The 13,336-nt window shown below is 67.5% G+C and carries 12 protein-coding genes; 8 read left to right on the forward strand and 4 right to left on the reverse strand.

The annotated features are described in order from the left end of the window. Positions 1 to 10: 10 nt before the first annotated feature. From ACAG26_RS20070 to ACAG26_RS20085, 4 genes are all read right to left on the reverse strand, one after another. A complete protein-coding gene (locus ACAG26_RS20070; protein ID WP_370484823.1) occupies positions 11 to 1,012 on the reverse strand; it encodes an ABC transporter substrate-binding protein in 1,002 nt (333 codons plus the stop codon). An 8-nt stretch (positions 1,013 to 1,020) separates the two neighbouring features. Continuing rightward, positions 1,021 to 1,770 (reverse strand): ABC transporter ATP-binding protein, encoded by a 750-nt coding sequence (locus tag ACAG26_RS20075; RefSeq protein WP_370484824.1) that lies wholly within the window; start codon positions 1,768 to 1,770, stop codon positions 1,021 to 1,023. Beyond that, positions 1,767 to 2,495 (reverse strand): ABC transporter permease, encoded by a 729-nt coding sequence (locus ACAG26_RS20080; protein WP_370484863.1) that lies wholly within the window; start codon positions 2,493 to 2,495, stop codon positions 1,767 to 1,769. Before ACAG26_RS20080 ends, ACAG26_RS20075 begins: the two co-directional genes overlap by 4 nt. Before the next feature lie 194 nt (positions 2,496 to 2,689). Next, on the reverse strand, positions 2,690 to 3,586 hold the full coding sequence (locus tag ACAG26_RS20085) for a LysR family transcriptional regulator (RefSeq protein ID WP_370484825.1): 897 nt from the start codon (positions 3,584 to 3,586) through the stop codon (positions 2,690 to 2,692). 69 nt (positions 3,587 to 3,655) lie between these two features. Between ACAG26_RS20085 and ACAG26_RS20090 the strand changes: the two genes are divergently transcribed. The 8 genes from ACAG26_RS20090 to ACAG26_RS20125 all read left to right on the forward strand — a co-directional run bounded on the left by ACAG26_RS20090 (position 3,656) and on the right by ACAG26_RS20125 (position 13,313). Next, positions 3,656 to 6,001 carry a hypothetical protein gene (locus ACAG26_RS20090; protein WP_370484864.1) on the forward strand — a complete coding sequence of 782 codons (2,346 nt, stop codon included), beginning with the start codon at positions 3,656 to 3,658 and terminating at the stop codon, positions 5,999 to 6,001. A 132-nt stretch (positions 6,002 to 6,133) separates the two neighbouring features. Beyond that, a complete protein-coding gene (locus ACAG26_RS20095) occupies positions 6,134 to 7,147 on the forward strand; it encodes an ABC transporter substrate-binding protein (RefSeq protein ID WP_370484826.1) in 1,014 nt (337 codons plus the stop codon). Next, the gene (locus ACAG26_RS20100; protein WP_370484827.1) at positions 7,144 to 7,935 is read left to right on the forward strand and encodes an ABC transporter ATP-binding protein; all 792 of its coding nucleotides are present in this window, start codon (positions 7,144 to 7,146) and stop codon (positions 7,933 to 7,935) included. The genes ACAG26_RS20095 and ACAG26_RS20100 overlap by 4 nt, the downstream gene beginning before the upstream one ends. Beyond that, the gene (locus ACAG26_RS20105) at positions 7,925 to 8,758 is read left to right on the forward strand and encodes an ABC transporter permease (protein ID WP_370484828.1); all 834 of its coding nucleotides are present in this window, start codon (positions 7,925 to 7,927) and stop codon (positions 8,756 to 8,758) included. The genes ACAG26_RS20100 and ACAG26_RS20105 overlap by 11 nt, the downstream gene beginning before the upstream one ends. 32 nt (positions 8,759 to 8,790) lie before the next feature. Then, complete coding sequence (locus tag ACAG26_RS20110; protein WP_370484829.1) at positions 8,791 to 9,882, forward strand: metallophosphoesterase; 1,092 nt, start codon at positions 8,791 to 8,793, stop codon at positions 9,880 to 9,882. 264 nt (positions 9,883 to 10,146) lie between these two features. After that, positions 10,147 to 11,316, forward strand: coding sequence for a PPE family protein (locus tag ACAG26_RS20115; RefSeq protein WP_370484830.1), 1,170 nt, complete (start codon positions 10,147 to 10,149; stop codon positions 11,314 to 11,316). A gap of 453 nt (positions 11,317 to 11,769) precedes the next feature. Continuing rightward, entirely contained in the window at positions 11,770 to 12,069 is a 300-nt protein-coding gene (locus ACAG26_RS20120; RefSeq protein WP_370484831.1) for a PE family protein, read from the forward strand. Positions 12,070 to 12,080: 11 nt separating this feature from the next. Continuing rightward, positions 12,081 to 13,313 carry a PPE family protein gene (locus tag ACAG26_RS20125; protein WP_370484832.1) on the forward strand — a complete coding sequence of 411 codons (1,233 nt, stop codon included), beginning with the start codon at positions 12,081 to 12,083 and terminating at the stop codon, positions 13,311 to 13,313. Positions 13,314 to 13,336: the final 23 nt, after the last annotated feature.

The raw sequence follows: 13,336 nt of genomic DNA on the forward strand, positions 1-13,336 counted from the left end.
CGGTAGTGGATCAACGGGATTCCGGGGCGTTATCGAAGCGGCGGTCCACCCAGTCGGCAAACCGTGGTGCGGACTGGATCTGGCCGGAGGACGCCAACAACTCGGTCAGGCGCTGCTCCGCCGCGACCACGGTGTCGTCCAGCGGGATCGGCTGCCGCAGGGTGCGGCCCTGGGCGACGGTCGCGACGGCGAGATCGATGCCGGCGGACTGGGCGTATTTCGCGGCCCACTCCTGGGGATGTTCGCGCGCCCAGACCGCGGCCTTGGCGTAGCGCGCCACCAGGTCAGCCAGGGCGGTGTTGCGTTTCGGGTCGGCCAGCGCCTGGTCGGACGCGATGCCGAACGAGTACTTGTGTTTACGCGCGACGAGTCCACGCACCGGCAGCTGCTGCTCGGCTTGGGCGGTATAGGGATCCCACACCGCCCACGCGTCGACCTGGCCGTTGCGGAAACCCGACAACGCGTCGGCGGGCTGCAGAAACACCAGGTGGACGTCGTCGGGTTTCAAACCGACCTTGTCCAGCTGGTCCAGCACGTTGGCGTGCGCCGAACTACCCTTGGCCAGCGCGATGGTCTTGCCGCGCAAATCGGCGACGGATCCGATCGCCGAATCGGTGTGCACCAAGATCTGGTCACCGGGCCCGCCGCCGTCAAATGCGGTGACCACCTTGATCCGGGCGTTGGCAACGGCGCCGAATATCGGCGGGGTGTCCCCGGTGACCGAGAAGTCGATCTTGCCGGCGGTGGCGGCCTCGACCATCGGCGGCCCGGAGGAAAACGTGGAGAAGGTGACCTTGTACGGCAGGCCGTCGAGCGCGCCGGCGGCGCGCAGTATCGCCTCGGTGCCCACGCTCTTTTGATCGCCCACGTTCAAGGTCAGACCGGCCAACTCCGACAGCGGCACCGCGGACGGGGCCGGCTGGGGCCCGGTGCCATGCTGGCGGGAGACACACGCCGCTAACAGCAGGGCGGCGACGGCCACAAGAACTGCCGGATAACGTCGTCGCGTCATCGATCTCCTTAAATCCGCACGCCGAGCTGGTCGAGCAGCACGGCGCGGTAGTGGTCGGTCCTGGCCAGCGGATCGCCCGGTGGCCGGCGCGGGTCGGTGATGTCGAGTTCATGCACGACCCGTCCGGCGTCGAGCACCAGCACCCGGTCGGCCAGCGCGACCGCCTCATCGACGTCGTGGGTGACCAGCAACACCCCGAAACCGTGTCTGCTCCACAGCTGCAACAGCAGGGTGTGCATGCTCAGCCGGGTCAGCGCGTCCAGCGCACCGAATGGTTCGTCGAGCAGCAGCAGTTCGGGTTCGGCCACCAGGGCGCGGGCCAGCGAAACGCGTTGTGCCTGACCGCCGGACAAGGTGAGCGGCCACGAGTCGGCGCGGTCGGCTAAGCCGACATCCCGCAGCGCCCCGTCGGCCCGGGCAACGACCTCGGCGCGGGCAAGCCGGCTGCGGGTCAAGCCGTAGCCGACGTTGGTGCGCACTTTGCGCCACGGGAACAGCCGCGGCTCCTGAAATGCCAGCGCGGGCGGGCTAGCGACGACGCGCTCGCCGGTATGGTCTCCCGACAGCCCAGCCAGTACCCGCAACACCGTTGACTTACCGGATCCGCTGCGGCCCAGCAGTGCGACGATTTCGCCGCGACCGATCCGCAGCGACACATCGTCGAGCACGTGGTGCTCGCCGTACCACTTATGCACCTGGCGCAGCTCCGCGGCAACGGTGGTGGCGCGGACGTCGGAATGTTCGGCGGTCACGGTCATGATCGGTACCTCACTGCTCGGCGTTCCAGGACCCGCACGATCGCGTCGGTGATGATGCCGAGCAGGGCGTAGACGATCAGCCCGAAGATGATCACGTCGATGCGCAGGAAGTCGCGTGCATTGTTGATCAGATAGCCGACCCCCTTGTCGGCGTTGATCTGCTCGGCGACGATCAGCGTCAGCCAGGCAGCGGCCAACGATTGGCGCAGCCCCACCAGCACCTGGGGTGTCGCGCTGGGAATGATAATGGTTGTCAGCCGCTGCCAGAACGAAAAGCCCAGCACCCGAGCGGTTTCAAACAGCTTGGGGTCGACCTGCCGGATCGCGGAGAACGTGTTCAGGTACAGCGGGAAGATCACGCCGAGTGCCACCAGCAGCACCTTGGGCAGCTCGCCGATGCCGAACCACAGGATGAACAGCGGGATCAGGCCCAGGTGCGGCAGCGCGCGGATCATCTGCAGCGGGGGGTCGGCGACGGCTTCGAACCACGATGAGAGCCCCACGGCGATACCGAGTCCGGTGCCGATCAGGCCGCCCAGCAGCAGGCCCTCGGCCACCCGGGCCCCCGATACCCGCAGCGCGTCGGCCAGCTGCCCGTCGCGCAGCAGCTCCCAGCCGGCCTCCGCGATCAGTGACGGCGCCGGCAGCACATTCTGCGGGATCACGCCGACTGCGCTGCCCAGTTGCCACAGCACGAGCAGCGCCAGCGGCGAGGCGACCCGCATCGCCGCCCAAGCCGAGCGTGGCCGCGTCGGCGATGCCAACGGCAGGATGCTGGACTGGCTCACAGGTTGGGTAATCCTCTTGCTGGTTTGGGCAGACGTGGTCGCGCCGGCAACACTGCGGCACAGTCGTGTGCGACGGTAGAACCACGTCCGCGACCGAACAATGGTTTGAATTGCGGTGAACGAAACCGCTGTTACCGTGTGCCCTGACCAACATGCTCGGTGACGCAGCGCAGGAATGCTCGGCAGGCCGCCGAGCCGGTGCCGCCCGGCGTCACCAGGTGAACCTGCCGATGCAGGTCGGCGCCCCGCAGCGGCAGAATGGCCAAATCCGGATCACCGTCGGCACGCGACCGGGCGACGGACTCCGGCAACAGCGCCACCCCGAGATCCTTGCGAGCGAACTGGATGACCTCTTCGACGCGGGTGACTTCGAAGGCGACCCGTCGCGGCAGCTGGGTGAATCCGCGGTCGGTTTCGTGGCGGAGCCCGTAGCCGGGCGGAAAGTCGATGAACGGCAGGTCCGCAAGCTCCCGCAGCGACACCGACGATTTGGCCGCCAGCGGCTGCTGGGCCGACAAGACCGCGACCAGCGGCTCGACGAACAATGGGATAAAGACGAGCTGGCCAGCGGCGACGGCGTTTGACCCGACGATCGCGACATCGAGTTTGCGGTCCCGGATGGCGTTAACCAGCAGGTCGCTGCCGCCGCTGCGCAACGTCACCCGGACGTCGGGATAGCGGGCGTGAAACGTCGCCATCAGGGCGGCGACATCCAGATTCTCGGAGGGCACCTCCATGATGCCCACCGTGAGGCGACCCGCGATGACTCCGCTCATCGCCTGCGCATCGATCTTGATCTGGTCCACGCCGGCGAGCACCTGCTGGAACAGCGGCAGCAGCGCCTCGCCGGCGGAAGTCAACGAAACCGTCCGCGTGGTGCGTTCGAACAGTTGGACGCCGAGCTCGTCTTCGAGTTTGCGCACTTGCTGACTCAACGCCGACTGCACGATGAACAGGCTCTCGGCGGCTTTGGTGAAGCTCTGCACGTCCGCCAACGCGATCACGTACCGGAGCTGCTGAAGATTCATGATTGTTCACTCTCGATGATTAATCGGATCATATCTATGCGTTGGACCGGTAGGTCGATGGGGCACAGAATGGCTGGCGTGTCTCCAACGCCGCCGCCGGTCGCCGCGGTACCCGTGCGTGCGCAGCGCCACCTGGACAGCCACGACTGCTCGACGGCGGCCGTGCGCGATCGGATCACCGCGGAATTCGACGCGCTGCCGTTCCTCGGGACGCTCACCTGCTCGACCGACACGGCTGTCGCGGGCGCGGTCGAAGAACTGGTGCTGCGTTACACCGTTGGCCGGTCGGGAATCGCCGACAGCGGATGGCTGAAACTGTGCTTCCGCTACTACTCGGACTGGGACCTGCAGACCGCCGACCCACGCGGGCGGGACTTTGCCTCTGCGCGCCTGATCAACCGGACACGGCTCGGCGCGGCCTCGGGCGACGATGCGGGCAGCGCGCCGCGCCTGGAGACCCGCTATGACGTTAAGGGCGGCGAGCGCCCCTTTCAAAAGTCGATCCTGGTGCACACGATCGACGGATTCCTGGCACCGGGCGACGTCATCGAAATCCGGCTGGGCGACCGCCGTTTCGGCGGACCCGGCACCAGGATCCAGACGTTCGTCGAGGATGAGTTCGAGATCCGGCTCTTCGTGGACGCGCTGGGGACCTCACGGATGGCCTATGCCGCCGGCTGCCGGCTGGCGATAACCCCCGGGCCGCCGCAGCGTCTCGTCGTCCATGGACCCCGACTCACCAGCGGGCAGCACCCCGACGTCGCGCTGCGCGCGCACCTTCAGGACCGATGGGGCAACGCCTGCCGCGACATCCCGGCGACGCTGCGGGCTTCGGCGGATGGCGTAACGCTGGCGACCGCCCGCACACCCGACCAAGGGTGGACCAGCGCCACGCTCGTCGTTCCGGCCCGGACCGCCCGAATCGACGTTGCCGTCGAGTCCGACCCGCAGGTGTGCGAACCCGCGGTCTGCCATCTCGACGTCAACCCCGACTTTCCAGCACCGCGAGCCTATTTCGCCGACCTGCACGTGCATTCCAACGACACCGTCGGCACCCAGAGCACCGACTGGAATCTCGCCTTCGGCCGCGACATCGGTGCACTCGACGTGCTGGGCTACACCGCCAACGACTTCCAGATCACCGACACGGCGTGGGCGCAGGTGGTTGCTACCTGCCGCCGTGCCTCGCAGGACGGTCGCTTTGTCTGCTACCCGGGGGTCGAGTGGTGCGGCACCGCCGGTGCCGGTGGCGACCACAACGTGGTCTTCCTCGGCGAGGCCACCACGATCGCGCGTTCGTTGGAATGGCACCAGGACATGTCCAGCAGCGTTCCGGTCCCCGAGACGTGGCCGATCACCCGGTTGTACGCGGCCTACGACAAGGACCCCGAATCGTACCTGCTGATCCCGCATGTGGGCGGCCGACGCGCGACGCCGGACTGGCATCACCCGGAACTCGAGCGGCTGATCGAAGTGCACTCCGCCTGGGGGAGCAGCCCGTGGTTTCTCGAGGACGCGCTGGCGCGCGGGCTACGCCTGGGCGCCAGCGCCGCCAGCGATGAGCACCGCGGCCGGCCCGGCAGCGGCGCACCCGGCGCCAATATCTTCGGCGGGTTCGGCGGTGTCACCGGTGTGCTCGCGCCCGCACTCACTGCCCACGACGTCGGCCGCGCGCTGCGAGCACGCCGCACCTGGGCGACCACCGGGGCTCGTGCCGTCGCGCTGCTGCGTTCGCGCGACAACTGGATGGGCGATGATATCGTCACCGGCGCAGCCGAACTGGATGCCGAGTACGCCCTGTACGGCACCAGTGGTTGGGAGCAGCTGCAGATCCTCGATACCCGCGGAGCAGTGTGGCGGCGGGATTTCGGTGCCGAAGTCGGCCTGTCCGATGCGCTGGTCCGCGTTCGCTGGGGCGGGGCCCGGCACCGGGATCGTTATCGCTGGGCCACCTGGGTCGGCAGCCTGCGGGTCACCGGAACCCGCGTCGAGGAGGCGACACCCTGGGCAGCGACACATCCCGAACAGCATTTTGACATCGGCGGCGCCGAAACCAGCTGGCGTACCACCACCTATGGCTCCGACATCGGCCTGGTGCTCCGGCTTGGTGACCTCGCGCGGGCGCGTTTCGACCTGGAAACCACGGTGCTCGAAGACGACCGGCGCGCCCAGGTGGCGGTGGCCGGCGCCGAGTTGATCGACCACGGCCACCGCGAAATCGAGATGGGCGGCCTGAACCTGAAACTGCGGCTGGAACGCATCGCCGATCCGGCGGCGCTGCCGGTCACCGTGACCGGCGGGCTAAACCTTGCGTTGCCCATCGGACACAGCGCCACGTACTTGCGGGCACAGCAATCCGACGGGCATCAAGTCTGGACCAGCCCGCTGTTCGTCCACCGCCTCGGTGCGGAATAACCGATGCCGAACGATTCGTACGCCATCCCGCGTGTCGGCTGTCCGGGCCGGGCACCGACGGCGCGCGTCTAGTTCGCGCGCCGTCGTCGAATCGTCTGGTCATCCATGCGCCGAAATCCCCGGGGAGACAATGTGCCGCACCGCCTGATCACCACCATCGCCCTGACCTTGGGCATTTTGTTGGGACTCACCGCGACCGGATGCGGGAATCCGGCGTCGAAAACCTCGGGCGTCACCCTGCGCCTGGGCTATCTGACCAGAATCACCCACGCCTCGGCCTTGGTGGCGATCGAGAAGGGGTACTTCGGCAACAACCTCGGCGCGGACGTCGACCTGAATGTGCAGCCGTTTAGCCGAGGGACAGACGAAGTGACCGCCCTGCTCGCCGGGCGGCTCGACGCCGCCTATGTCGGTCCCAACCCGGCCATCAACGCGTGGCAGAAGTCGGGCGGCACCGTCAAGATCATCTCCGGTTCGGCGACCGGTGGCACCGCACTGGTCGTCAAACCGGGAATCGTCACCGCTTCAGACCTCCGCGGCAAGACGGTGGCCGACCCCGCGCTCGGCGGCACCCAGGATGTGAGCCTGCGTCACTGGCTCGCCGAACACGGGCTCACCACCAACACCCAAGGCGGCGGGGACGTCTCCATCAAACCGACCACCCCCGAGTCCGCTTACCTGCAGCTGTTCCAGACGAACCAGATTGCCGGGGCGCTGGTCTCCGCGCCCTACGACGTGGAGCTACTCCAGGCGGGCGGAACGCGGCTATGGTCGGACCCGGGCACTATCACCGTCTTGGTGGCGCGGCAGGAGTTTCTCGACGCCCACCCCGACGCGGTCCGAGGACTGTTGCGCGGCCAGGTCGCCGCCGACGACCTCATCCACAATGATCGTGACGGGGCGGCGCAGGCCGCCAATGCCGCCCTAGCCAAGGCGCTGGGCACCGGATTGGAGCCCGACATCGTGACGGCCTCCTTCCAGGAGACCGTGTTCACCAACGACCCGAACACCGTGTCACTGAGCGACCAGGCGAGCAAGGCGGTAGCGCTGGGTCTGCTGGAACCGCTGAGCCTGCAGGGCATCTTCGACGGCCGCTTGCTGAACGAAGTCCTGCGCGCTTCGGGCAAACCGGAGGTGCCCGAATGACCGGTATCGCACGCCCGCTGCCGGTTGCGGTGCAAGACCCGACGGCCGCGGCGATCGCGGTTCGGTTGATCGATGTCGGCAAGAGCTACCGGGCGGGACGTTCGGCGGTCGCTGCGATCGAGCACATCTCGCTCAATGTCGGTGTCGGCGAGTTCGTCTGTCTGGTTGGGCCGTCGGGGTGCGGGAAGAGCACCTTGCTGTCGCTGGTGGCCGGGCTGGATCGGCCCACCTCAGGACGCGTCGATACCGACGGCCGTCGGGTCGCGATGATGTTTCAAGAACCCGCGCTGTTCCCCTGGTTGACCGCGGCCGAAAACGTCGAACTTCCGCTGCGGGCGCGCCGGGTGCCCAAGCGGCAGCGGCGCCGACGTGCGGTGGATCTGCTCGACACGGTGGGCCTGTCCGAATTCGCCGACAAGCGCCCCCATCAGCTGTCCGGGGGGATGCGCCAACGCGTCGCGCTGGCGCGGGCGCTCGCCCAAGACGCGGACGTGCTGGTGATGGATGAGCCGTTCGGTGCGCTGGATGCGATCACCCGCGATCTGCTGCATGGGGAGCTCGAACGAATCTGCCAGGAGCGACACCTGACCGTGCTGTTTGTGACCCACAATGTGCGCGAAGCCGCCCGGCTCGGTGACCGCGTCGTGCTGCTGAGCAACCGGCCCGGGCGGATCGTCGCCGAATTCAGCGTGCCGGTGCAGCGGCCCAGACAGATCAACACCCCGGTGATGGCCGAGGTCGCCGCCATGATCACCGCTCGGCTGCAACGGGTGTGCGATGACCACTGAAGCCGCCGTCACGGACCGGGCCGAAGGCCGGCCCCTGGCCCGGCGCGGATTGCAGGTGGTGGGCGCCAACCTGCTGGCGATCGCGCTCGTGCTAGTCGCCTGGCAGTTGGTGTACCTCAGCGGCTGGAAGCCGTCGTCGGTGCTGCCCGGCCCGGCGACCGTCTTCACCAACCTATGGCACCAATGGCACACCCCGGTGCTCTGGCAGGCCCTGCGCACCACGATGGACAGGGCCGTCTGCGGGTTCAGCATCGCGGTGCTGATCGGCACCGCGCTCGGTCTAGCGGTGTCACGCAACAGGATCCTGCGGGTGGGATTCGGGCCGATCATCAGTGCGGTCCAGGCGATGCCGGCCATCGCCTGGTTTCCCTTCGCGATCATCTTCTTCGGCCTGTCCACCTCGGCGATCGTGTTTGTGATCGTGATCGGAGCGGCTCCCTCGATCGCCAACGGGGTGGTGGCCGGAGTCAACCACATCCCGCCGTTGCTGCTGCGGGCCTCGACCACGATGGGGCTCAAGGGCGTGGTGCGCTACCGCTACCTGGTGCTGCCGGCCGCCCTCCCGATGGTTCTGGCCGGACTCCAACAAGGATGGGCCTTCGCGTGGCGCAGCCTCATGGCCGGGGAGCTACTGGTCGTCATGGCTAACACGCCCTCGATCGGCGTGCTGCTCAACAACGCCCAGAATCTGAGCGATATGCCGTCCGCGATCGCCATCATGATTGTCATCCTGGCGGTCGGAATGATTATCGACACGCTGTTTACCCAGGCGGATCGGGCGATCCGCCGACGACGCGGCCTCACCGAGTCCGGTAGCGGCTGAGGCTACACACACCAGAAAGAGCTGATCGAGTAATGCCACCCGAGTCACCGTCCGCACCGTTTCGGCTGTGGGCATTCGGCGATGCGCACGTGGGGACCGACCAACGTTTTGGTCGACGCAGCCTCGCCGAAGCGATTACGCAGACCGAGTCGGACGGGCCGGACGGTGGCCCGGCCGTGCCGTGGGACATCGCCGTCGACGTCGGCGATATGTCGGGGGCGCATCACAGCCTGCCCGACGACGCCGAGGGCGCCGAGCTCCGGCGACAGTTCTCCGCGCTGCGCAGCCACCGCCGCGAGGACGTCTACAGCGTCTGCGGCAACCACGACCGCAGCGGCCTGGACGAGCCGGAGGCATGGTGGTGGCAGAAATGGGTCGACCCGCTGGGTGAGCACACCGAGTACTCCGGTGTGGACCCGACGGCGCGCCGGTATCGGGTGGAGGGGACCTGGGAACGCTATTCGTTCCGAGTCGGGAACCTGCTGTTCTTGATGATGAGTGACCGCAATGAACCCACCCAACTCGTCGGTCGCGGCACCCTGGGCGGAAACCCGGGCGGTGTGGTGAGCGGCGAGACCTTCGCCTGGTGGCAGCGGATGGTGCTGGACAATCCCGACGCGATCATCGTGACGGTGCATCACTACGTCCTGAAAAACACCACCGTCGCGTCCGGCCCGTGGGAAGGCGTGCGCAAAGGCCTGAGCGGGCAGTGGGAAGAGCACTACCACCGCTACTTCGCGCAAGGCACCCCGCAGGCGGCGTCGTATCTGTACTGGGTCGACAGCACCCCGGATTCCGGCGCCTTCGAGGAATTCCTTGCCGAACACCCCGGCCGGGTGGCGCTGTGGCTCGCTGGGCACACGCACACCCACCCCGACGACGCGTGCGGCGGCAAGACCCACATCGAGCGCCGCTGGGGAACCTGGTTTCTCAACGTGGCCTCGCTGAGTCGGCATCACATGCCGCTGACCACGCTGCCCATGAGCCGGCTGCTGACGTTCACTCCCGGTAGTCGCGACGTGCGGGTGCAGTGCTATCTGCACACCAGCCAGCACGCGCCGCAGGGGTGGTATCCGAAGGCGGAACGGACGCTGACCCTCGACGCTGCGTTCCGGTGGAGCTAGCGCCATGGGTTTACTCGCGTTCAGATTTTATTCATCTGCGATGACCCGACGCGGCGCAGTACTGGCCGCAGACCGCCACGGCGGCGGCGCGTTTCACCAGCTCGGGGCCTTGTCCGGCGGTCGCGCATCCGGCTGGATCGGGTTCGCAGTGGGGATGCAAGCTGGCGTCGGCAGCGGGCATGCGACGACGCGGTCCTTTAACCTCCTCGATAACCGATGGTCACGCCCGGCTCATCCGGTGCTGTCATGAGGAGGAGTTGAGCAGTGGACTTCGGAGCGCTGCCGCCGGAGATCAATTCCGCGCGAATGTATTCCGGAGCCGGCTCGGGGCCGCTGTTGACCGCGGCGACGGCCTGGGACGAACTGGCCGCCGAATTGCACACGGCGGCCGGCATGTACCAATCGGTGGTTTCGGGGTTGACGAGCGGTGTGTGGACGGGGCCGGCGTCGCTGGCGATGGCGTCGGCGGCCGCACCCTATGTGTCGTGGCTCAGCGCCACCGCGAGCCAAGCGGAGGAGACCGCCGCCCACGCCCGGGCGGTGGTCAGCGCTTACGAAACCGCGTTCGCCGCCACCGTGCCGCCGGCGGAGATTGCGGCCAACCGCGCCCTACTGGCCGCGCTCGTCGCGACGAACTTCTTCGGACAAAACACACCGGCAATCGCAGCCACCGAGGCGCATTACGCCGAAATGTGGGCCCAGGATGCCGCGGTGATGTACAGCTACGCGGATACGTCGTCGGCCGCATCGACGACGGTGACCCCCTTCACGGCCGCGCCGCAGACCAGCAACGAAAACGGATCGGCTCTGCAACAGGCGGCGGTCGCCAAAGCCGCCGAAAGCAGTCAGGAAAGCAGTTCCTCGCATCTGGTGTCTTCCGCGCAGCAGGCGCTGCAGCAACTGACGTCCTCGGGTTCGACGCAGACGTCCTCATCGACGTCCCTGCAGGACATCTGGACTCAGCTTCAGAGCTACCTCAAGCAGCTCCCGGGGAATTCCACCAAGACCGAGCAGATTTTTCAACGCCTCATCTCGACCCCGTTCTACGATACTTCCCTTGCAAAGCTCTTGACCGGCAGCCCGGCGCCCGCCAGCCCAGCCGGGTCGGTGAAACCCGTTCTGCCAGCGGGTATTCCGGGCAAGGCTGGTTTTGGGTCGGCGTCGGCGTCGGCGGGCGGTGGACCGGCCGTGAACGTGGGTCGAGCCGGAACTATCGGCAGGTTGTCGGTGCCACCGAGTTGGGTCGGCGCGACTCCGGTGGCCAGCGCTGACGTCAGCCCGCTGCGGGTGAGCGCTACTGCCGCCGCCGCGGACCAGCCCCGCGGGCTGCTGCGGGGAATACCGATGACCAGTTCCGGTCGGCGCGCCGATGGCTTCGTCAACCGATATGGGTTCCGCAACACCGTGATCCCCCGCCCGCCGTTCGCCGGATAGGCGCGCGGTTCACCACCGCGCACCAAGGCCGACGGACGGTTCGACGCAGCCGGCGCTCCCCGCCGTTGTGCCACGATGTCGATTTCATCTGATTCAACGGGTAACCAATTAAGCGGCTGTGCCGTGCGATTCGGCAATTCGCGGGATCGAAGAGCAAGCGTGGTGAGACTTTATTTGCGGCCAGATTTTTACCCCGCCCGGACGGAGAAGGTGATCGATATGGGGTTGGCAATTCTGCGGCCGAGCGCGAAATCTGGCGCATTTCAGCAGCTCACAGCCGTCGAGGAAGCCGACGGCCGACTGCGGTGCGCCGTTCACGACAAGGGCGATCCACGCGGTGCGGCGAGCCGCGAAAAATACCTGCGGTAGGTGACGCGAAAGATTCCATCTAGTGTCACAACATCAACGGATGCGCGAAGGCCATTGGTGCTAACGGTCATTGAGGAGGGATTCATGTCGTTCGTGAACACGCAGCCGGAGGCGTTGACCGCCGCCGCGGGCGATCTGCAGGGTATCGGCTCGGGGGTGGTTGCCCAGAACGCCGCTGCGGCGGCGCCGACGACCGGAGTGGTGCCGGCGGCCGCCGATGAGGTTTCGGCCCTGACCGCGGTGTTGTTCGCCGCGCACGCGCAGGCCTATCAGCAGGTCAGTGCTCAGGCCGCCGCGGTGCACGAGGCATTTGTCAAGACGTTGGGGCTCAGTGCCGGGTCGTACGCGGCCACCGAGGCGGCCAACGCGTCCGCAGCTGGATAACGGGCGCAGCAATGGATTTCGGGGCATTACCGCCAGAAGTCAACTCCGCGCGCATCTATTCCGGCGCTGGGTCGTCATCCTTGACGGCCGCCGCGTCAGCGTGGAACCAGTTGGCCGCCGAGTTGAACTCGGCGGCCAACGGCTACGAGTCGATCATCACGCGACTGAGCAGCGAAGAGTGGCTTGGTCCCGCGTCGTCGTCGATGGCGCAGGCCGCCGCACCCTATGTGGAGTGGATGCAAACCACCGCCGCCCAGGCTGAGCAGACGGCTACCCGAGCGCGGGAGGCCGCCGCCGCCTACGAAAACGCGTTGGCTGCGACGGTGCATCCGTCGGAGGTCACCACCAACCGCACCCAACTGCAGTCGCTGCTGTCGACGAACGTGCTGGGGCAAAACACCCCGGCCATCGCGGCGACCGAGGCCAACTACGGCGAAATGTGGGCACAGGACGCGGCCGCCATGTATGGGTATGCCGGCCAGTCGGCGAATGCCGCGAAGGTGACGGCGTTCACGTCGCCGCAGCAGACCACGAATGCGGCCGGGGCGGCCGCGCAGGGCGCCGCGGTCGGCCAAGCGGCCGGCACCGCTGGCAGCTCGCAGAGCTCGTCGGTGATCTCCTCGGTACAAAATGCCTTGCAGAGCCTGGCCTCGTCCGGCTCATCGACGGCGACCTCGTCCACGTCGTCGAGTACGTCGCTCGACACCATCCTGAGCAGCCTGTATAGCGCGTTCGGCCTGACCTACAAAGACGGGGCACCGATCGCGAACCTGCTTGCCCCGTGGACAACCTACGTTGGGGCGATTCAGAGCAGCGTCGCGATCCCGCACTTCCTCACCGGTTTCATGAACAACACGACCGCGCTCTCCAAAGCCTGGGTGCCCGCCACCGCGGCCGCCAAGGCGGTCGGCGACGGCGCCGCCGCCGCAGCGGCGGGATTGCCAGCTACCGGGGGAGCGGGGGGTCTGCTAGGCGGCGGCCCGGTAGCCGCGGGGTTGGGGAATGCGGCTGCGGCCGGCCGCTTGTCGGTGCCGCCCGCCTGGCTGGGGAGCGGTCCGGTGTTGAAGCCGCTGTCCTCGGTACCGATCAACAGCGTCAGTGCCGCCTCCCCGGATATCGGCGGTGCCGGACAGCTTTTGGGTGGAATGCCGTTGGCCGGCGCGGGCGCCGGCGCCGGCGGTGGTGCCGGGCCGAAATACGGGTTCCGGCCGACCATCATGGCTCGGCCATTCTCGGCTGGCTAACACCCCGCCGAGCGGACGCAAAA

It is taken from the genome of Mycobacterium sp. pUA109 (assembly GCF_041287095.1).
In the GTDB taxonomy this organism is placed as follows: Bacteria; Actinomycetota; Actinomycetes; order Mycobacteriales; family Mycobacteriaceae; genus Mycobacterium.

Bases quoted from the DNA above. Each gene is read 5' to 3' on its own strand.
- ACAG26_RS20120 (WP_370484831.1), top strand. From the start codon at position 11,770: ATGTCGTTCGTGAACACGCAGCCGGAGGCGTTGACCGCCGCCGCGGGC.
- ACAG26_RS20105 (WP_370484828.1), top strand. From the start codon at position 7,925: ATGACCACTGAAGCCGCCGTCACGGACCGGGCCGAAGGCCGGCCCCTG.
- ACAG26_RS20100 (WP_370484827.1), top strand. From the start codon at position 7,144: ATGACCGGTATCGCACGCCCGCTGCCGGTTGCGGTGCAAGACCCGACG.
- ACAG26_RS20085 (WP_370484825.1), bottom strand. From the start codon at position 3,586: ATGAATCTTCAGCAGCTCCGGTACGTGATCGCGTTGGCGGACGTGCAG.
- ACAG26_RS20080 (WP_370484863.1), bottom strand. From the start codon at position 2,495: ATGCGGGTCGCCTCGCCGCTGGCGCTGCTCGTGCTGTGGCAACTGGGC.
- ACAG26_RS20110 (WP_370484829.1), top strand. From the start codon at position 8,791: ATGCCACCCGAGTCACCGTCCGCACCGTTTCGGCTGTGGGCATTCGGC.
- ACAG26_RS20070 (WP_370484823.1), bottom strand. From the start codon at position 1,012: ATGACGCGACGACGTTATCCGGCAGTTCTTGTGGCCGTCGCCGCCCTG.
- ACAG26_RS20125 (WP_370484832.1), top strand. From the start codon at position 12,081: ATGGATTTCGGGGCATTACCGCCAGAAGTCAACTCCGCGCGCATCTAT.
- ACAG26_RS20090 (WP_370484864.1), top strand. From the start codon at position 3,656: ATGGCTGGCGTGTCTCCAACGCCGCCGCCGGTCGCCGCGGTACCCGTG.
- ACAG26_RS20075 (WP_370484824.1), bottom strand. From the start codon at position 1,770: ATGACCGTGACCGCCGAACATTCCGACGTCCGCGCCACCACCGTTGCC.